We start from the raw sequence: 17186 nt of genomic DNA on the forward strand, positions 1-17186 counted from the left end.
AAATCGACCGCTCCCCGTTCGGGAGAGGTGAAGGAACCTCGGACGCCGATGCGCAATGGATATTCTCCGCGCTTTAGAGGAACCCCAGACGCTCGACGATGGCGATGATCCAGAACGCGCCGGCCATCAGCAGCGCGACGCCGACTGCGGCTGAGCCCATGTCCTTGACCCGCCCGATCTGCTTGTCGTGATCCATGGTGAGGCGGTCGGCGAGCTTCTCGATCGCGGTGTTGAGCAGCTCGACCACCAGCACGAACGCGACCGAGCAGACCAGCTCGACCGCACGCATCGCGGTCGCGGCGACGAGCCAGGCCAGCGGCAGCGACAGCAGGAGTGCAAAGATCTCCTCGCGGACGGCCTGCTCCGAGTGGAAAGCAAAGGCCAGACCGTTGCGTGAATTGATCGTGGCCTTCCAGATCCGCAGCAAGGTGTTAGAGCCCCGCTGCGGCCGGCATCGGCTTGACCTTGCCGGCGCGCTCCTGCTTGAGCAGCTCGGCGACCAGGAAAGCCATATCGATGGATTGCTCGGCATTGAGGCGGGGATCGCAGACCGTGTGGTAGCGGTCGTTGAGATCCTCGTCCGTGATCGCGCGGGCGCCGCCGAGGCATTCGGTGACGTCCTTGCCGGTCATCTCCAGATGCACACCGCCGGCATAGCTGCCTTCGGCGGCATGGATCGCGAAGAACGATTTCACCTCCGACAGGATCCGGTCGAACGGGCGCGTCTTGTAGCCGGTGGTGGAGGTGATGGTGTTGCCGTGCATGGGATCGCATGACCAGACCACCACTTTGCCCTCGCGCTGCACGGCGCGGATCATGTTCGGCAGGTGCTCGCCGATCTTGTCGGAGCCGAAGCGGCCGATCAGCGTCAGCCGGCCCGGCTCGTTGTCGGGGTTGAGCACGTCGATCAGCTTGAGCAGCTCGTCGGGCTTGAGCGAAGGACCGCACTTCAGGCCGATCGGGTTCTTGATGCCGCGGAAATATTCGACATGACCGTGATCGAGCTGGCGGGTGCGGTCGCCGATCCAGATCATGTGGCCGGAGGTCGCATACCAGTCCCCGGTGGTGGAATCGACCCGGGTCATGGCCTGCTCGTAGCCGAGCAGCAGCGCCTCATGGCTGGTGTAGAAATCGGTGGCGCGCAGCTCGGGATGGCTCTCGAGGTCGAGGCCGCAGGCGCGCATGAAATTGAGCGCATCCGAGATGCGGTCGGCCAATTCCTTGTAGCGGCGGGACTGCGGTGAATCCTTCAGAAAGCCGAGCATCCATTGATGCACGCTGCCAAGATTGGCGAAGCCGCCGGTGGCGAAGGCGCGGAGCAGGTTCAGCGTCGCGGCCGACTGGCGGTAGGCCATCAGCTGCCGCTGCGGGTCCGGCACGCGGGCTTCCTTGGTGAAGGCGATGTCGTTGACGATGTCGCCGCGATAGCTCGGCAGCTCGACGCCGTTCAGCTTCTCGGTCGGCGACGAGCGCGGCTTGGCGAACTGGCCGGCGATGCGGCCGACCTTCACCACGGGGACGGCGCCGGCATAGGTCAGCACCACCGCCATCTGCAGCAGCACGCGGAAGAAGTCGCGGATATTGTTGGCGCCGTGCTCGGCAAAGCTCTCGGCGCAGTCGCCGCCCTGGAGCAGGAAGGCCTCGCCGGCAGCGACCCGGGCCAGCGCTTTCTTGAGATTGCGCGCCTCGCCGGCGAACACCAGCGGCGGAAAGGTCGCAAGCTGCGCCTCGACGTCGGCCAGGGCCTTGGCGTCGGGATATTCGGGCACCTGTAGCACCGGCTTGCTGCGCCAGGACTCGGGCGTCCACCGCTCGGACATCGCAATCTCTCCGTGAAGCAAAAAGTGCAACCTGATCTATGGGTTGCGAGGGCCGCCTTATACACAGGCTGGCACGACATCGCCAGTTGTAAATCCGTTTCGCATTGCAAACCCTTGCGGGTAAAGCCGAATTCGCATTTGCTAGGGGACGCGACGACACCGGCAAGATAACCGGCAAGACAACCGGCAAGACACCCTCCGCCCATGGACGCGGCACTGGACGACGTCTTCATCGACGCGATCAGCTTCCCGGCGGCCGACGGGTATGCGCTGGCCGGCACCCTGTTCCTGCCGCGCACGACGGCGCCAAGGGCATCGGCCATTTCGGCTTCTTTCCGTCCCGATCACCGCGACACGCTGTGGCGCGGGGTTGCCGAGTGGATCCAGGGCCAGTGAGGCGTCAGCGGATGATCGTCGTCAGCGACGAGTAAAGCTTGGCCGGCTTTGCCTCGCTCGGCGCAAACTGTGCGAACGCTTCGCTCACGCGCACCGCCGGCGGCGTGTCGCTCGCGAACCGAAACTCCTTCGGCCTCGGCGCGTAGAAGCTGGCGCTGTAATAATTGTCATCGAAGCGCGTCTCGCCGACCCCGAACAATGCGTCGCAGACGAACAGGAGCGCGTAGACTCCCGCGACCGCCGCGACGATCTCCTTGAGAAGTGTCATGATGATGCCCTGCCCTTTTGCGGGCAGGATGCAGGCCGGTTCCAAAGCTCTGGTTTAAGGCAGCGGCGTTCTCGTCCGCAGGGTTTGCCGCCGCTGACGGAATTGCAGACAATTTTATCGATCTCAAAAAAGAGCCCGCCTGACCGGATCAGGCGGGCTCAGGATTGGCCGAAAAGCTCGTCGCGCGCTACCGCAAGACCGAGCGCAACGCCGCGCGCGCCGTGCACAAGGAGCTGGAAGCGCTCAGGAGCGACATCGCGCGTTCGCGGAAATCGTGAGCTAGGTCGGCCGCACCGACCTTCCGGCATCGGCCGGGTTCGGTTACGAAGCCGCTCAGATCAACGGCTCGTCCTTCAGCGCCGATACCACCTGCTCGCCGCGCTCGGTCAGGCGATAGGTCACCAGCGGCCGGCTCGACGGCGGCTTGCGCTCGATCTCGACGATGTAGCCGCGCACCATCAGCGCTTCGAAGCTGCCGTAATAGCCGAACATGCTGATCTGGCTCTGCTTGAGCAGCTTGAACTCGCGCAGCAGCCGGATCTCGTTGCCCGAGAGCAGTGAGCGGCGCACGCGCTGCACGAAGCGTGCGCGCTGCTCGAACCAGGCCTGATCGGGCAATTCGTGCGAAGGCGGCGCCGGATCGCGTTCGCAGGGGCACACCGCCGGCGTGGCTTCGGCCATGACGGGCGGCAGGCGCGGCATGCTGCTGACGACGGCTTCTCTCGCGACATCGAGCAAGGCGATCGGCCAGCGCCGCTTGTTGTCCACCATGACCGGCGGCGGCACGACGTTGTCGCGCACCAATTGCTCGAACCGCCCGGCAGTCACGCCGACATAAGCGGCCGCCCGCCGGCGGTCGACCAGACGCGTGTGCTGCCCGTGCTCCAGCTCGCAAGCGATGTTCTCGTTCACTCCAAATCCCCTGGCGCGTGGTTGCGCAAAGGCCTGGCGGTCCCCACCCGGCTCCGTCCAAGCCGGCGGCGAACCTAGGGACGAGCAGCGTTCTCGAAAAGCAGAGAATTTCGTACATGTTGATGCCGTTTCGGCAGCGGCTATAGTTCGGCCGGGGGTCCCATGCGCTTTCACTCACCGTCCATCCAGTATTTCCACGCCGTCCGCCGCACCGGCTCGATTCGCGCCGCGGCGCGCGTCTTGAACGTTGCCTCCTCGGCCGTGAGCCGCCAAATTCTCAAGCTGGAGCAGGAGGTTGGATCGCCCTTGTTCGAGCGCAATGCGCGCGGCCTGACGCTGACGACGGTCGGCGAGATGCTGGCCCGGCATGTCATGAACGTGCTCCAGGACCTTGACCGCTTCCGCTCGGACGTCGCCTCCCTGTCCGGCACCTGGCATGGCACCATCAGCATCGCCTGCATCGAGTCTCTGACGGAATCCGTGCTGCCGGACCTGATCGCCTCGCATCGCGGCCGCGCCCGCCGCGTCAGCTTCAGCCTCGAGGTGAAGGGATCGTCGGACGTGCTTGAGGCGCTCAGCCGCGGCGAGGCCGACATCGGCATCGCCATCGCATTCAAGCATCCGCCGGACCTGCGCCAGGTCGCCTTGAAGCGCTTTCGCCTCGGCGCACTGGTCGGCCGCGAGCATCCGCTGGCGCGCCGCAAGACGGTCACGCTGGCGCAATGCCTCGCCTTCCCCGTCATCCACGCGCTGCCGGAGCTGTCGATCTATCATCTGCTCCAGCCGCTGATCGCACAGCTCCCAGAGACGCCGGAGCCTGCGATCCAGGCCAACTCGATCGACCTGATGCGCGAGCTCGCCGCGCGCGGCGTCGGCGTCGCCTTCCAGACCCAGCTCGGCATTGGCCGGCTGTCGCGCGACAGCCAGCTCGTCTTCCTGCCGCTCGACAATGCCGGGAGCCCGGTGTGGTCGGACCTCGGCATCTATGTCCGCGCCGAGCGGACGCTCCCCGCCTACACCGAGTCGTTTCTTCAGGACATGGTGCGCGAATTGGGCGAGCGCGAGCGGCGAGAGAATATGGCCTATCCGCAGACGTTTTAGCGCCCGGGCGCTCAGCCGTGACGGGCCTCCCTGCGGTGCCCGGTCTCGCTGAGGCGGTCGACCCAGGCGATGCCGATCGCAGAGATGATGAAGGTCAGGTGGATCAAGACCTGCCACATCACCCCGCCCTCGGTGAAATTGCTGCGCGTGGTGCCGAGATTGCCGGCCTCGATGAAGGTCCGCAGCAGCGAGATCGAGGAGATGCCGATGATCGCCATCGCGAGCTTGATCTTGAGCACGCTGGCATTGACGTGGCTCAGCCATTCCGGCTCGTCGGGATGGCCGTTCAGGTTCAGACGCGAGACGAAGGTCTCATAGCCGCCCACGATCACCATCACCAGGAGGTTCGAGATCATGACGACGTCGATCAGCCCGAGCACGACCAGCATGATCTGCTGCTCGCTGGCGTCGAACGAATGCACGACGAGGTGCCAGAGCTCTTTCAGGAACAGCAGCACGTAGACGCCCTGCGCGATGATGAGGCCGACATAGAGCGGCACCTGCAGCCAGCGCGAGCCGAAGATCAGTTGGGCGAACGGGCCGATCTGCGGCCGCGGCGCCGCGGAAGGTGCTTTGGATTCGGACGTCATTGATCACTCCGGGATTGCAAACAGGACGCGTCGGCTTAGAGACTCGCGATCACAGGCGCGAGCTCGAGCGAGCCGCGATAGATCATCTCGAAGGCGACGTAAACGATCATGGCGAGGCCGACATAGGCGATCCAGCGCTGCTTCTGAAGCACGCGACCGAGCAGATCGGCGGCAACGCCCATCATCGCGACCGACAGCAGCAGACCGAAGGCCAGGATGTAGGGATGCTCGCGCGCGGCGCCGGCAACGGCGAGCACGTTGTCGAGCGACATGGAGACGTCGGCCACCACGATCTGCAACGCCGCCTGTCCGAAGGTCTTCCGCTGCACCGGTGCAGCGCCCGCGCCGCCGCCATGGCTGAACGCGAGCTGGCTCGCATGCGCGGACTGCTCGCGTAGCTCCCGCCACATCTTCCAACACACCCAGAGCAGTAGCACGCCGCCGGCGAGCAAGAGCCCGATCACCTGGAGGAGCTGGGTTGCGATGCCGGCAAAGACGATGCGCAAGGCGGTGGCAGCGACGATGCCGACGACGATGGCACGCCGGCGCTGCCCGGCCGGCAGGCCGGCGGCGGCAAGACCAATGACGACGGCATTGTCGCCGGCGAGCACGAGATCGATCAGGACGACCTGAAGCAGCGCGGTCAGCGCATCTGCAGTGATGGATACAGTCATGATTGATCATTTTTCGATGCGGACGGATCGAGCCATTGCGGCTTCTTCCGCTCGACCCAATCCAGGACCTTTGCGCGCGAGGAGCGCAGCGCGGGCACGTCTTCGGCGAGCAATGCGAGGCCGAGCGGCAGCATCCAGACGCCGAGCACCGGCAGGAATGACAGCACGCCACCGACGACGAGCAGCGCCCCCGAGGGAATCCTGACCCAGCGGCTCGACGGCTTGAGCAGATAGGTGACCGTGTCGCCCATGCGCGGCGGCAGGCGATCGACGAGCTTGTCGAGGCGCGGGTCACCGCCGGCCAGTTGGCCGGTGGTGCCCTCGTTTCCTGTCGTCGACTCGTCCGATGCCCTCATGTTCACTCCTGTTTGGCGGCGCTCGCCGCGCCTGGGCAACCGGTTTTGCGCGCGGCAGCACCAGGGTCAGCAGGCGCAATAGCTTGATCGCCTGCACCTCATGCGGATGCACGTCCTCGTCGGCGGCCGCAACGCGCTCCGACAGCTCCATCAGATGCGACGACAGCGGCATGTTCGAAACCGGCCGCAACGTGTCGATCACGACATTGGCAAAATCCGGCTCCTCCAATCGTTCCGCCAGTTCGTCGAACGTCGAAAACAGCCGTTCGTCATCGATATGCGGCGCCAAGCCGCGGTCCCGGATGAAGCGGATCACCTCGTCGCGCTCGACCGGCGAGACCCGCCGATCGGCCACCGCGACGAGCGCGCCGGCAATGACCAGCGCGACCGCGGCCTGCTCGTTCAGGTTGGACGGCTCGGTGATCTCGATTTCGATGGGATTTGAAGTGGCGTCAGACATCGTTGCTCCTCAATCTTGCGAAATGGCCGCGCGGAGCTGCGATGGGGACGATGGGTCGGAAGGAACTTGAGAAGGCCCGACGATCGGCCGATCCATCGCATTCGCGCGGGACAGGTCATCCGACATCACGAGGTTTGCCGACATTCGTCGGCGTCCTCGCCAGAGGGGCCCGGATTCTTGTTCGTTCACAGATAAAGATGGGAGAGCCGGAATCAAGCCAGAAGCAGTGCGACCAGCCGCCGCATCGGTTTTCAGGTTGCGGGACTTGGTTAAGTGATCGTGCACAGCTCTCGTGTCCCGGACGCGCTGCAGCGTGCAACGCTGCTGCGCAGAGCGGACCCCACCGCCGCGATATGGGCCCCGGCTCTGCAGCGCACCGCATCGGACGATGCTTCGCATCGCCGGGAGCGCTGCGCTGCGTCCGGGGCACGAGAGATCTTTCGCGTACAACGGCATCCGCAAATACGGTGGGTGGGATATACAACGCTCCCTCACCTCGTATCGAAAGCTGCACAGGAGACGAACAAGCCATGGTGAAACTGGCACTTCCGATGCTCCTCGCCGTGGCGGCGGGGATCAGCCTCGTCGTGCAACAGGCCCTCAATGCGAACCTGCGCACCGCGCTCAATTCGCCGGCGTGGTCCGGCTTCATGAGCTACTTCCTCGGCGTGCTCTGCATGGCGGCGCTGGCGCTCTTGATGCGCGATCCCCTCCCGTCGGCGGCGACCGCGGCCCGCATTCCCTGGTTCGCATGGAGCGGCGGAGTGTTCGGCGCCATCTTCATCGGTCTTGCAATCTTCCTCGTGCCGCGGCTCGGCGCGGCGACGTTCTTCGCGCTGTTGATCGCCGGCCAGATGCTCGGATCCGTCGGGTTCGACCATTTCGGCGTGCTCGGCGTTCCCGTTCATCCCGTGAGCGCTGTCCGCATCGCCGGTGCCGCGCTGCTGGTCGCCGGCGTCGTCCTGATCCGCATGTAGGCGGAACCATCCTGCCGCGAGTGCCGTTGGTGCACCTCATGAAACGTCCGCGACAGGAACATTCATGTGCCGCTGGATCGCATATCGGGGCGAGACCACATCGTTCGAACCTTATGTCACCGAGCCCGAGCATTCACTGGTGGCGCAAAGCATCCGCTCGCTCCAGTCGACGGCGGGATCGAACGGCGACGGCTTCGGTCTTGGCTGGTATGGCGAGCATCCGGAGCCCGGCCTCTACCGCGAAACGCGTCCGGCCTGGTCGGACGAGAATTTGCGCTATCTCTGCCGCCACCTGCGCTCGCATCTGTTCTTCGCGCATGTGCGCGCCGCCACCGGCACGGCAGTGACGCGGCAGAATTGCCATCCCTTCGCCTGCGGCCACTGGATGTTCATGCACAACGGATTCGTCGGCAGCTGGAACAGGCTGCGGCGCAAGGTCGAGGCGCTGATTCCCGACGCCTATTATCCGTCGCGCCTCGGCACGACCGATTCGGAAGCCGTCTTCCTCGCCATGATGGGCGCGGGTCTCGAGAACGATCCGCTTCGAGCGACGCAGGCCGTGCTGCAAGCGCTCGTCGGCCTCGTCAATGAAGGGACACTGCGCGAACGATTGCGCTTCACCAGCGCGATCGCCAACGGCCGGGATCTCTATGCCTTCCGGATCGCGGTCAATGACGCCGCCAACACACTCTACTTCCGCGAGGATGGCGGCCAGGTCATCGTCGTGTCCGAGCCGTTCGACAAGGAGACGGACTGGACGGAGGTGCCGCCCAACCATGCTTTGATCGCGCGCGCATCCGAAAGCGCGAGAATTGTTCCGTTCGACCTTGCAATTTCCAACGGGTCCGCGGAACCGGCTTCGGTCAGGCGGATTATAGCCCGCAGATAGCACTGCTGCCGGGCGGCATATGACAATTGCTTCGGACGTCTTGAAACTGCTGCGGCTGGATCCCTCCGACGGCGGGCAGCACCTCGTCATTCGCTCGGCCGGTGCGCGCGGCAAGGCGGCGGACTATTCGTTCGGCATCGAGGAGGAATTTTTCCTCGCCGATCGCCGTACCCTGGAGGTCGCAATCCAGACTCCCAACGAGCTGTTCGAGTCCGCGAACTGGTCGACCGGCGGCCAGGCCATGCGCGAGATGCTGCAATCCCAGCTCGAGGTCGCCACCAACGTTCACGTCGACGTCAACGACGCGCGGGAAGAGCTCCGCTTCCTCCGCCGCGAGGTCGCATCCGTCGCCGCGCAATATGGTTTCGTGATCATGGCCTGCGGCACGCATCCGACCGCCGTCTGGCGGATGTCGCAGCCGACCCCCAAGCCGCGCTACGAGGAGATGATCGAGGATCTGCGCAGCATCGGCCACCGCAACATGATGTGCGGCATGCACGTGCACGTCCAATTGCCCGATCCGGAGAAGCGCATGGCGGTGATGCGGGCAATGCTGCCGCATCTGCCGCTGTTCATCGCGCTCTCCGCCTCCTCTCCGTTCTGGAACTCCCACAAGACCGGCCTGAAGGGTTACCGGCTCGCCGCCTATTCCGAGTTGCCGCGCACCGGCCTGCCCGAATTATTCGAGAGCCGGCAGGACTACGACGAATATGTCGGGGCGCTGCAGCGCTCCGGCGTGATTCCCGACGAGAGCCACATCTGGTGGGCGATGCGCCCCTCGATGCGGCATCCGACCCTCGAGCTTCGCGCGCCCGATACCTGCACCTTCGTCGACGACGCCGTCGCGATTGCCTCGTTCTACCGCTGCTTGACGCGGCATCTCTATTTGCGGCCCGATTTGTCGAAGCAGGTCAACGTGGTCGAACGCGCCATTGCGGTCGAGAACAAATGGCGCGCGCAGCGCTACGGCACCGATTGCATCTTCGCCTCCAGGGACGGGCCGGTCACGATTTCGGAGCTGCTCTCGCGCGTGATCGATGACACGGCCGAGGACGCAGCCGCGCTGAATTGCGCCGCCGAGGTCGAGCACTGCCGGACCATCGTCGAACGCGGCAGCTCGGCCGAATTCCAGCTGCTGGCCTATCGCGAGAATGGGGAGGACGTCGCAGCCGTGTCGCGCTGGATCGCGGAGGCGACGATCGCGGGCACCAGCGCTCCGACTGCCGGCATCCGCGCGGCCTCATAGCGCCCGCGCAAGCTTGGCGAACGAAAGTCCCCGTCCCGAATTTGCTGATCCTGGAGAAACGCATGAATCGCCTGACGTCCTGCACCGGCTGCGGCCATGGCCTCGTTCCGACGCTGTCAGCCAAGGGGCACACCCAGCTGAGCTGCCTCTGGTGCCAAGGCATCGACGCGCGAACGATGGAAATGGCCAAGTGGGCGGACAGCCCCATCGGCAAGCCCGAACGGACCCCTCGCTCCTTCGAATGAACCGTCGGCGTTGGCTGATCCGTGCGGCTGCACGCTGCCAGCAGGGCATGCCGACAAATTAGCCAGCGCAGGCCACCTCAGCGAAATCGGGCGCGTGGTGAAGCGAACCGCAAGACCCAGTGATGCGGGCCGTCTAACCTCAGGTGCAATCTCGACTTTTCTTCGCGCCGCGTGAAGCCGGCGCTCCCCGCGCGCGGATCGCATCTCAACTGGCCCGAAATTCGCAACGACAGCATCAGGCCAGATTCCCTGCCCTCCACCACGTGGCGCAGCAGGATGCGTGCGCCCGGCTGTGGCACGAACGGCCCAGGATCGGAGAATGCCATGAACGTGCATGCTGCGGGCGATCTCAAATTTACCGGCCTCACCCATCCCAACGGCGCGCCGCTTCGCCTCAACGACCAGGATTTTGTCGCGATCGATCGCGACAGAGACGCGAAGTTCGAGGCGACGTACCGGCCGCAAGCGCTTTACAACCGCGCCAACGAGGGCTTCCACGCCAACAACGAGACCTTCCTGCTGCACGAGGTCGCGACCAATCTGCCGATCTACCGCCCCGACACCGGCCCCACCGATTTTCATCTGCATCTGCCGCCGGGCGGTTTCCAGCTCGTGCTAGTCACCTCGGGCGCATTCACCTTCGATTACGACGGCCGCTTCTACAACGTCGGTCCGGGCGCGGTGATGCTGCAAAGCGCGATCGTGCACCGTCAGCTGTTCTACACCTGGTCGGGACTGTCGACCGAAGAAAACCTGAAGACGCCGCAGACGGTGGTGCCCGATCCGATCTCGATGGGCTATTCCGGCAAATTCCTCGAAGCCTTCGTGACCGACCCGACCACCTTTCCGAACCCGACCATCGTCGGCCCCGACCAGATCAACGAGGCCGAGACGCCGCGCGTGGCCTGGAGCCATCCGCTGCACAACCGTCCGGCCGATGCCGGCTTCTGGCTTCAGGATCCCCTGGCGCTGGATGCGCTGTTCAGGCCGCTCGCCGACGGCTCCATCAAATCGGCGATGCCGGTTTACGTGCGCGATATCGGCATCGAGATTCCCAGCGGCCATCTCGTCACCGGCCACATCATCGCCACCGATCCGCGCGGCCAGTCGCTGCTGCCGAAGAGCGCGTCGATGCCGGCGGACCCTGCCTGTCTCGCCAAGGGCGAGGTCGTGATCTACCGTGTCATTCGCGGCACGGCGGAATTCAGGAGGAAATCCGGCGAGAGCTTCGAGCTCTCTGCGGGCGATGTGGTGACGGCCGGCAAGGAGTCGGTCAGCCTCATCGGCCTCAGTGAAAACACCCAGGTCCTCCGCCTCGGCCTGCTCAAGGGCATGAACGAGCTGCGCAGCTGGACGCCGACCCAGCGCGACGAGATCGACGGCCTCGCCGGTGAGATCATCACGCAGAAGGACATCCGCCCGCTGCGCACGGAAGGCAAGCCGGTCGGGTATCTGTACGGATAAATGGAGCACAGCTAGGCGCCCTGAGTTTTCTTCTCCGCTTGAGGGAGAAGGTGGCGCGGAGCGCCGGATGAAGGGTTCTCTCGACTGGCAAGACTGTTTGTGAGGAGAGAGACCCCTCACCCGTCTCGCCGCTCCGCCGCGAGCCGCCCTCTCGCACAAGGGGAGAGGGTGAGCGCGCATCAAAACTTATTCGCTTCAGGGCCGCTCGCGCTCGCTGCAGTCATCCGAATGTTCGCGTTATCCGGAGACATCAATGCCGCGATATTTCTTCCATATCCATGACGGGAATTCAGTTCTCGACGACGTCGGGTTGGATCTCCCTGACATTATCGCGGCGCGCACCGCAGCGATCGAACTGAGTGGCGAAATCCTCAAGCATGACTTGACGGAGCGGCTCTTGCGTCATGTCGTCTGGCAGGTGGAGGTCAGCGACAGCCCCGCACCTGGCGGCCGATCGCTATTCGTCCTTCAGTTCTCGGTGGCAGAATAAGCAACCCCTACTCCGCCGCCTGCCTTACATGCCGCGCCGTCGGCGTGCGCATCGTGACCAGCTCTTCGGCCGCCGTCGGATGCAGCGCGATGGTCGCGTCGAAATCGGCCTTGGTCGCCTTCATCTTCACCGCGATCGCGACAACTTGCGTGACCTCGGCGGCGCAATCGCCGACGATGTGGCAGCCGAGCACGCGGTCGGTCGAACCGTCGACGACCAGCTTCATCAGCACGCGGGTGTCGCGGCCGGACATCGTCGCCTTGATCGGGCGGAACGTCGTCTTGTAGATGTCGACGTGGCTGAACTGCGCGCGCGCCTCGGTTTCGGTGAGGCCAACCGTGCCGACCTCAGGCTGCGAGAACACCGCCGTCGGGATATAGGAATGATCGACCTGCACCTCGCGCTTGCCGAACACGGTGTCGGCGAAGGCATGGCCCTCGCGGATCGCGACCGGCGTCAGGTTGAAGCGATGAGTGACGTCGCCGATCGCATAGATGCTGTCGACCGAGCTCTTCGAGAAATGGTCCACAGCGATCCCGCCATTCCTCGGATCGATGGCGACGCCGGCGTTCTCGAGGCCGAGATTGGCAACGTTGGGATGGCGGCCGATCGCGAACATCACCTGGTCGGAGGCAAGGCTCGACCCGTTCGACAGATGCGTGGTGAACTCCTCGCCGTGGCGGTCGACCTTCGTCACAGTGCAGCCGGTGAGGATGGTGATGCCCTGCTTCTCCATCTCACTGCGGACATGGGTACGGACGTCCTCGTCGAACCGGCGCAAAATGTTATCGCCGCGATAGATCACGGTGACGTCGGAGCCGAATCCGGCGAAGATGCCGGCAAATTCCAGCGCGATATAGCCGCCGCCCTGGATCACGATCCGCCGCGGCAGCTTCTTCAAATGAAACGCCTCGTTGGAGGAGATCACGTGCTCGATACCGGGGATCGCCGCGCCGTGGTTCGGCGCGCCGCCGGTGGCGATCAGGATGTACTTCGCGGTGATCTTCTTGTCGTCGGTGAGCAGACGGACAGTGTGCTTGTCCTCGATCACGGCACGGCTCTTGACGACGTGCGCGCCCGACTTCTCGACATTGGTCGTGTAGGCCGCCTCCAGCCGCGCGATCTCCTTGTCCTTGTTGGCGATCAGCGTCGGCCAGTCGAAAGTCGCGGGCGGAACGGTCCAGCCGAAGCCGGCGGCATCTTCGAGCTCGTGACGGACATGCGAGCCGATCACGAACAGCTTCTTGGGCACGCAGCCGCGGATCACGCAGGTGCCGCCCATGCGGTACTCTTCCGCGATCATCACACGGGCGCCGTAGCCCGCCGCAATGCGGGCGGCACGCACGCCGCCCGAACCACCACCGATGACGAAGAGGTCGACGTCGAATTCAGCCATTGTCCACTCCGACCCCTTTCAAAGGAATACCTAGACAGATAGGTACTGTCAGATTTCCTTGCCACGCTTGCGCATCTCGGCGCGGAAGGCCCCCATCACGGTCTCGGAGAAGTTCTGCGCCCAGGAGTTCATGAAGGCCATGCTGAGACCGATGGCGCGCGGCTCGGCATCGATCAGCTTCTTGCCCAGCGGCGACTTATAGAAGGTGACGAGGTCCTTCAGCTCCTGTTCGGTGAACTCGCTGGCATAGATCTGCGCCATGCCCTCGCCGATCTCGTTCTGGCGGCCCTGGAGCTGCTGGGCCACGACCGGGGCGACCTCGTTGAGGTCCTTCTGGTAGTTCAGGTTCTGCTGGATCAGCGCGATCTTGGTCTTCTCGACGAGGCCGGGCACGGCGCCCTGATACATCGCCGTGGCGTTCTTGATCTGCAAGATTTCCTTGGCCGCAGCGATCGCCGCCGGCGAGGCCTTCGGCTGTGCGCCCTGCTGCTGCGCGAGAGCCGGGGCGGCCGAAAGCGCCAATCCCACAGCGAGGGTCGCAGCCGGCAACAACTTCAAAACGCTCTTCATTCCTAGTCTCCTTTCGGCTTGCGCCGTTCAATCACGCGAATTCCCTCGCCGCCCGCCAAAACGACCGAACTGGCCAAGCCGATGAACAACCCGTGCTCGACCACGCCGGGAATCGCGCTCAACGCCTTGGCGAGATCGGGCGGATCCACAATACGTCCGAGCTGGGCATCGACGATCCAGTGGCCGCCATCGGTGACGAAAACGTGGCCATCTTTGGCCTTGCGAACCGCCATTTGCCCGGAAACGCCGCACGCCGCAAATGCCTTCTCGATCGCCCGGTGCGTCGCGCCAAGGCCGAACGGGATGACCTCGATCGGCAGCGGAAACTTGCCGAGCGTCGGCACCCATTTGCTGTCGTCGGCAATCACGATCATGCGATCCGAGGCGGCCGCCACGATCTTCTCGCGCAGCAGCGCGCCGCCGCCGCCCTTGATCAGGTTGAAGTCGGGATCGATCTCGTCGGCGCCGTCGACGGTCATGTCGAGATGGTCGATCTCGTCGAGCGTGGTCAGCGGCACGCCGCAGCGGATCGCATCGAGGCGGGTTGCTTCGGAGGTCGGCACCCCGATCACCTTCAGCCCGGCGGTAACACGCTCGCCGAGCAGCTCGACGAAATGCTTTGCGGTCGAGCCGGTGCCGAGCCCGAGCTGCATGCCGTCACGCACCTCCTCGAGCGCGCGCGCCGCAGCCTGCCGCTTCAACTGGTCCATATCCAAAATGCGCCCGCCTCTCGATTAGGGTGTTTGCGGCGGCCTATGTAGCCTCGTTTTTTCCGCCGGAACAGGCCTCTGGACCGATCTTATAAGGTGAACTTATGGCTTCGGCCCTTGCGCCGATCCGGCCGGCCCGATAGCGCTTGGCTCATGACCTCCCCCTACACCCTCGTCTTCGATCTCGACGGCACGCTTGTGGATACGGCGCCCGACCTGATCACCGCGCTCAACTACGTGCTCGACCGTGAAGGGCTGCCGGCCGTGCCGATGGCCTCGGCGCGCAACATGATCGGCGCCGGCGCCCGCAAGCTGATCGAACGGGGGCTGGAGGCCGAGGGCCGCAGCGTCACCCCCGCGGACATGGACCGGATGACGGCGGATTTCATCGGCTATTACGCCGACCACATCGCCGTCGAATCCCGCCCCTTCGAGGGGCTCGAGGCCGCGCTCGACCAGTTTGCCGCCCAGGGCCATCGCCTCGCGGTTTGCACCAACAAGCTGGAATGGCTGTCCAAGCGGCTGCTGGACCAGCTCGACCTGACCCGCCGTTTCGCCGCGATTTGCGGCGCCGACACGTTTGGCGTCCAGAAGCCCGATCCGACCATTTTCCGCGAGACCGTCGCCCGCGCCGGCGGAGAGGTGAAGTCCAGCATCATGGTCGGCGACGCCGGAACCGATGTCGGCGTCGCCCGGCGGGCCGGGGTGCCGGTGATTGGGGTCAGCTTCGGCTATACCGACGTACCGATGGCCGAGCTGAAGCCTGATCGGCTGATCCATCATATGCGGGACCTGCCGGCCGCCGCGCACAGCCTGATGACGGGCTTGGCGCCCGCAATTGCCTGATATCGCTCGGCTATTCCGCAGAACCCTATTAGCTAGGCGCGGCCCGCCGGTTGCCTGCCCCCAGCGACGCTCCTAAGGTCCGGCCGGGGACGTGGCGGCTCGTCACACAGAAATGGATGGTCATGCGTCGTGTCATCGCGATTGCATTAGCGGGAGCGAGCCTTGGCGGCTGCTCCTCGATGTCCTGGGACATGTTCAAATCGGCCCCGCCGACCGTCCAGGTCCGGCTTGAATCCAACCCGCCAGGCGCCGACGCGAGCACCTCGCTCGGTCCGGGCTGCAAGACCCCCTGCTCGGTCTCAGTTCCCGCGCCAGACGCCCCCTTCACGGTCGCCTTCGCGCTGCCAAAATACCAGCCGGCCAGCGTCCCGGTGAACGTGATCAAGAATCCCGGCGATTTCACCACGCCCGCCTCGGTCACGACGGACCCGAATCCAGTGTTCGCAGAGCTTCAGCCCGCGGTGCCGCCCAAGCCGGTGAAGAAGAAGCCGCACCGGCCGAGGGCCAAACCGGCCGCAGCGGCGCCTGCTGCCACACCGGCGGAGGCCACGCCGGCCGCAGCCTCGCCGTTCCCAGATCCGGGCACGGGCAAACGCTGATCCAGGCGGTGAGCTATGTATACCAACCGATTGTCCTAGCCGCGTCCGATGCTTAGATTGTTTCCAAGGCACCGCTGAAGCAAGGTGCCGCCCGTCGCCCTAAGTGACAAGGCATTTGGTATGAACGGACCCTCCGCCAATCCCCGCGCCGCGCTGTCGAGCGCGATGACCGATCCGTTCGGGCGAACCATCAGTTATTTGCGCGTCTCCGTCACTGACCGCTGCGACCTGCGCTGTTTCTATTGCATGTCGGAAGACATGACGTTCCTGCCCAAGGCGGATCTGCTGACGCTGGAGGAACTGGACCGGCTGTGCTCGGCCTTCATCGCGAAGGGCGTGAAAAAGCTGCGGCTCACCGGCGGCGAGCCGCTGGTCCGCCGCAACGTGATGACGCTGGTCCGCTCGCTGTCGCGGCATCTCAAGACCGGCGCCCTCAATGAGCTGACGCTGACCACCAACGGCACCCAGCTCGCAAAACATGCGCAGGAGCTGGCGGATTGCGGCGTCCGCCGCATCAACGTCTCGCTCGACACGCTCGATCCCAAGAAGTTTCGCGAGATCACCCGCTGGGGCGAGATCGACAAGGTGATGGAGGGCATCGAGGCCGCGCGCGCCGCAGGCCTCGCCGTGAAGATCAACGCGGTCGCCCTGAAGAACCTCAACGAGGACGAGCTGCCTTCGCTGATGCGCTGGGCCCACGGCAAAGGTATGGGGCTGACGCTGATCGAGGTGATGCCGATGGGCGAGATCGGCTCAGGCCGGATCGACCAGTATCTGCCGCTGTCCCTGTTGCGCGCCCGTCTCGCCCAGCAATTCACGCTGACGGATTTAGCCGAGAGCACCGGCGGGCCCGCACGCTATGTCAGCGTCGCCGAGACCGGCGGCAAGCTCGGCTTCATCACGCCGATGACCCATAATTTCTGCGAATCCTGCAACCGGGTGCGCATCACCTGCACCGGCACGCTGCACACCTGCCTTGGCCACGAGGACGCCTCCGACCTGCGCAAACCTCTGCGTGCATCGGACGACGACATGCTGCTTGCGGATGCGATCGACCGCGCCATCGGGCTCAAGCCCAAAGGCCACGATTTCATCATCGACCGCCGCCACGACCGCCCCAGCGTCTCCCGGCACATGAGCGTCACCGGCGGCTAGGACTCAAGCCCCGCCGCGTTAA

Annotated in this window: 22 protein-coding genes and 1 pseudogene; 12 read left to right on the forward strand and 11 right to left on the reverse strand. The window is 64.8% G+C overall.

Features of this window, described 5'->3' with window-relative positions; all coding sequences use genetic code 11:
* Positions 1-73 precede the first annotated feature (73 nt).
* On the reverse strand, positions 74-427 hold the full coding sequence (locus ACVWY3_RS14545) for a diacylglycerol kinase (protein ID WP_456839063.1): 354 nt from the start codon (positions 425-427) through the stop codon (positions 74-76).
* A gap of 4 nt (positions 428-431) precedes the next feature.
* Complete coding sequence (locus ACVWY3_RS14550; RefSeq protein WP_456839064.1) at positions 432-1820, reverse strand: class II 3-deoxy-7-phosphoheptulonate synthase; 1389 nt, start codon at positions 1818-1820, stop codon at positions 432-434.
* Between the two features lie 204 nt (positions 1821-2024).
* Between ACVWY3_RS14550 and ACVWY3_RS14555 the strand changes: the two genes are divergently transcribed.
* Positions 2025-2216, forward strand: coding sequence for a hypothetical protein (locus tag ACVWY3_RS14555; RefSeq protein WP_456839065.1), 192 nt, complete (start codon positions 2025-2027; stop codon positions 2214-2216).
* Positions 2217-2220: 4 nt separating this feature from the next.
* Here the strand turns inward: ACVWY3_RS14555 and ACVWY3_RS14560 are convergent, their stop codons facing one another.
* On the reverse strand, positions 2221-2484 hold the full coding sequence (locus ACVWY3_RS14560; RefSeq protein ID WP_456839066.1) for a hypothetical protein: 264 nt from the start codon (positions 2482-2484) through the stop codon (positions 2221-2223).
* Between the two features lie 170 nt (positions 2485-2654).
* Between ACVWY3_RS14560 and ACVWY3_RS14565 the strand changes: the two are divergent.
* A pseudogene (locus ACVWY3_RS14565) lies at positions 2655-2762 on the forward strand (LysR family transcriptional regulator); the annotation flags it as partial.
* Positions 2763-2817: 55 nt separating this feature from the next.
* On the opposite strand, the gene ACVWY3_RS14570 reads toward ACVWY3_RS14565, so the two are convergent.
* Positions 2818-3396, reverse strand: coding sequence for a hypothetical protein (locus ACVWY3_RS14570; RefSeq protein ID WP_456839067.1), 579 nt, complete (start codon positions 3394-3396; stop codon positions 2818-2820).
* Between the two features lie 162 nt (positions 3397-3558).
* On the opposite strand from ACVWY3_RS14570, the gene ACVWY3_RS14575 reads away from it, so the two are divergent.
* A complete protein-coding gene (locus ACVWY3_RS14575; RefSeq protein ID WP_456839068.1) occupies positions 3559-4497 on the forward strand; it encodes a LysR family transcriptional regulator in 939 nt (312 codons plus the stop codon).
* 11 nt (positions 4498-4508) lie between these two features.
* On the opposite strand, the gene ACVWY3_RS14580 is transcribed toward ACVWY3_RS14575, so the two are convergent.
* Genes ACVWY3_RS14580 through ACVWY3_RS14595 form a run of 4 tightly spaced genes read right to left on the reverse strand, consistent with a single transcriptional unit; the run spans position 4509 to position 6577 of the window.
* Entirely contained in the window at positions 4509-5087 is a 579-nt protein-coding gene (locus tag ACVWY3_RS14580) for a TIGR00645 family protein (RefSeq protein WP_456839069.1), read from the reverse strand.
* 35 nt (positions 5088-5122) lie between these two features.
* Positions 5123-5761, reverse strand: a complete 639-nt coding sequence (locus ACVWY3_RS14585) for a TerC family protein (RefSeq protein WP_456839070.1) — start codon at positions 5759-5761, stop codon at positions 5123-5125.
* Complete coding sequence (locus tag ACVWY3_RS14590) at positions 5758-6117, reverse strand: hypothetical protein (RefSeq protein ID WP_456839071.1); 360 nt, start codon at positions 6115-6117, stop codon at positions 5758-5760. The genes ACVWY3_RS14585 and ACVWY3_RS14590 overlap by 4 nt, the downstream gene beginning before the upstream one ends.
* On the reverse strand, positions 6053-6577 hold the full coding sequence (locus ACVWY3_RS14595) for a TerB family tellurite resistance protein (RefSeq protein ID WP_456839072.1): 525 nt from the start codon (positions 6575-6577) through the stop codon (positions 6053-6055). Before ACVWY3_RS14595 ends, ACVWY3_RS14590 begins: the two co-directional genes overlap by 65 nt.
* A gap of 530 nt (positions 6578-7107) precedes the next feature.
* Here ACVWY3_RS14595 and ACVWY3_RS14600 point away from each other — a divergent pair.
* The 6 genes from ACVWY3_RS14600 (at position 7108) to ACVWY3_RS14625 (ending at position 11888) form a co-directional block, all read left to right on the forward strand.
* Positions 7108-7554: a DMT family transporter gene (locus ACVWY3_RS14600; protein ID WP_456839073.1), complete on the forward strand. Its 447-nt coding sequence runs from the start codon at positions 7108-7110 to the stop codon at positions 7552-7554.
* A 64-nt stretch (positions 7555-7618) separates the two neighbouring features.
* Complete coding sequence (locus ACVWY3_RS14605; protein ID WP_456839074.1) at positions 7619-8443, forward strand: class II glutamine amidotransferase; 825 nt, start codon at positions 7619-7621, stop codon at positions 8441-8443.
* Between the two features lie 19 nt (positions 8444-8462).
* Positions 8463-9689 (forward strand): carboxylate-amine ligase, encoded by a 1227-nt coding sequence (locus ACVWY3_RS14610; RefSeq protein ID WP_456839075.1) that lies wholly within the window; start codon positions 8463-8465, stop codon positions 9687-9689.
* 62 nt (positions 9690-9751) lie between these two features.
* Positions 9752-9934 (forward strand): hypothetical protein, encoded by a 183-nt coding sequence (locus ACVWY3_RS14615; RefSeq protein WP_456839076.1) that lies wholly within the window; start codon positions 9752-9754, stop codon positions 9932-9934.
* Positions 9935-10258: 324 nt separating this feature from the next.
* Positions 10259-11398 (forward strand): hypothetical protein, encoded by a 1140-nt coding sequence (locus ACVWY3_RS14620; RefSeq protein ID WP_456839077.1) that lies wholly within the window; start codon positions 10259-10261, stop codon positions 11396-11398.
* 253 nt (positions 11399-11651) lie between these two features.
* Complete coding sequence (locus ACVWY3_RS14625; protein ID WP_456839078.1) at positions 11652-11888, forward strand: DUF6894 family protein; 237 nt, start codon at positions 11652-11654, stop codon at positions 11886-11888.
* Positions 11889-11895: 7 nt separating this feature from the next.
* Here ACVWY3_RS14625 and gor read toward each other — a convergent pair whose 3' ends face one another.
* From gor to rpiA, 3 genes are read right to left on the reverse strand one after another with little or no spacing between them, the layout of a single operon-like run.
* Entirely contained in the window at positions 11896-13284 is a 1389-nt protein-coding gene (gene gor, locus ACVWY3_RS14630) for a glutathione-disulfide reductase (RefSeq protein WP_456839079.1), read from the reverse strand.
* A gap of 48 nt (positions 13285-13332) precedes the next feature.
* Entirely contained in the window at positions 13333-13854 is a 522-nt protein-coding gene (locus ACVWY3_RS14635) for a DUF2059 domain-containing protein (protein ID WP_456839080.1), read from the reverse strand.
* A gap of 2 nt (positions 13855-13856) precedes the next feature.
* Positions 13857-14570 (reverse strand): ribose-5-phosphate isomerase RpiA, encoded by a 714-nt coding sequence (gene rpiA, locus ACVWY3_RS14640; protein WP_456839081.1) that lies wholly within the window; start codon positions 14568-14570, stop codon positions 13857-13859.
* Between the two features lie 147 nt (positions 14571-14717).
* On the opposite strand from rpiA, the gene ACVWY3_RS14645 reads away from it, so the two are divergent.
* The 3 genes from ACVWY3_RS14645 to moaA all read left to right on the forward strand — a co-directional run bounded on the left by ACVWY3_RS14645 (position 14718) and on the right by moaA (position 17164).
* Entirely contained in the window at positions 14718-15410 is a 693-nt protein-coding gene (locus ACVWY3_RS14645; protein WP_456843367.1) for an HAD-IA family hydrolase, read from the forward strand.
* A 122-nt stretch (positions 15411-15532) separates the two neighbouring features.
* Complete coding sequence (locus tag ACVWY3_RS14650; RefSeq protein WP_456839082.1) at positions 15533-16009, forward strand: hypothetical protein; 477 nt, start codon at positions 15533-15535, stop codon at positions 16007-16009.
* Between the two features lie 120 nt (positions 16010-16129).
* Positions 16130-17164, forward strand: coding sequence for a GTP 3',8-cyclase MoaA (moaA, locus tag ACVWY3_RS14655; protein ID WP_456839083.1), 1035 nt, complete (start codon positions 16130-16132; stop codon positions 17162-17164).
* Positions 17165-17186: the final 22 nt, after the last annotated feature.

The organism is Bradyrhizobium sp. USDA 4486 (genome assembly GCF_054057995.1).

Excerpts from the sequence above, each read along its gene's own strand:
- ACVWY3_RS14575 (WP_456839068.1), top strand. The coding sequence starts at position 3,559 with ATGCGCTTTCACTCACCGTCCATCCAGTATTTCCACGCCGTCCGCCGC.
- ACVWY3_RS14550 (WP_456839064.1), bottom strand. The coding sequence starts at position 1,820 with ATGTCCGAGCGGTGGACGCCCGAGTCCTGGCGCAGCAAGCCGGTGCTA.
- ACVWY3_RS14600 (WP_456839073.1), top strand. The coding sequence starts at position 7,108 with ATGGTGAAACTGGCACTTCCGATGCTCCTCGCCGTGGCGGCGGGGATC.
- ACVWY3_RS14615 (WP_456839076.1), top strand. The coding sequence starts at position 9,752 with ATGAATCGCCTGACGTCCTGCACCGGCTGCGGCCATGGCCTCGTTCCG.
- ACVWY3_RS14625 (WP_456839078.1), top strand. The coding sequence starts at position 11,652 with ATGCCGCGATATTTCTTCCATATCCATGACGGGAATTCAGTTCTCGAC.
- ACVWY3_RS14645 (WP_456843367.1), top strand. The coding sequence starts at position 14,718 with ATGACCTCCCCCTACACCCTCGTCTTCGATCTCGACGGCACGCTTGTG.
- ACVWY3_RS14610 (WP_456839075.1), top strand. The coding sequence starts at position 8,463 with ATGACAATTGCTTCGGACGTCTTGAAACTGCTGCGGCTGGATCCCTCC.
- moaA (WP_456839083.1), top strand. The coding sequence starts at position 16,130 with ATGAACGGACCCTCCGCCAATCCCCGCGCCGCGCTGTCGAGCGCGATG.
- gor (WP_456839079.1), bottom strand. The coding sequence starts at position 13,284 with ATGGCTGAATTCGACGTCGACCTCTTCGTCATCGGTGGTGGTTCGGGC.
- ACVWY3_RS14590 (WP_456839071.1), bottom strand. The coding sequence starts at position 6,117 with ATGAGGGCATCGGACGAGTCGACGACAGGAAACGAGGGCACCACCGGC.
- ACVWY3_RS14620 (WP_456839077.1), top strand. The coding sequence starts at position 10,259 with ATGAACGTGCATGCTGCGGGCGATCTCAAATTTACCGGCCTCACCCAT.
- ACVWY3_RS14605 (WP_456839074.1), top strand. The coding sequence starts at position 7,619 with ATGTGCCGCTGGATCGCATATCGGGGCGAGACCACATCGTTCGAACCT.
- ACVWY3_RS14585 (WP_456839070.1), bottom strand. The coding sequence starts at position 5,761 with ATGACTGTATCCATCACTGCAGATGCGCTGACCGCGCTGCTTCAGGTC.
- ACVWY3_RS14635 (WP_456839080.1), bottom strand. The coding sequence starts at position 13,854 with ATGAAGAGCGTTTTGAAGTTGTTGCCGGCTGCGACCCTCGCTGTGGGA.
- ACVWY3_RS14580 (WP_456839069.1), bottom strand. The coding sequence starts at position 5,087 with ATGACGTCCGAATCCAAAGCACCTTCCGCGGCGCCGCGGCCGCAGATC.
- ACVWY3_RS14595 (WP_456839072.1), bottom strand. The coding sequence starts at position 6,577 with ATGTCTGACGCCACTTCAAATCCCATCGAAATCGAGATCACCGAGCCG.
- ACVWY3_RS14560 (WP_456839066.1), bottom strand. The coding sequence starts at position 2,484 with ATGACACTTCTCAAGGAGATCGTCGCGGCGGTCGCGGGAGTCTACGCG.
- ACVWY3_RS14650 (WP_456839082.1), top strand. The coding sequence starts at position 15,533 with ATGCGTCGTGTCATCGCGATTGCATTAGCGGGAGCGAGCCTTGGCGGC.
- ACVWY3_RS14555 (WP_456839065.1), top strand. The coding sequence starts at position 2,025 with ATGGACGCGGCACTGGACGACGTCTTCATCGACGCGATCAGCTTCCCG.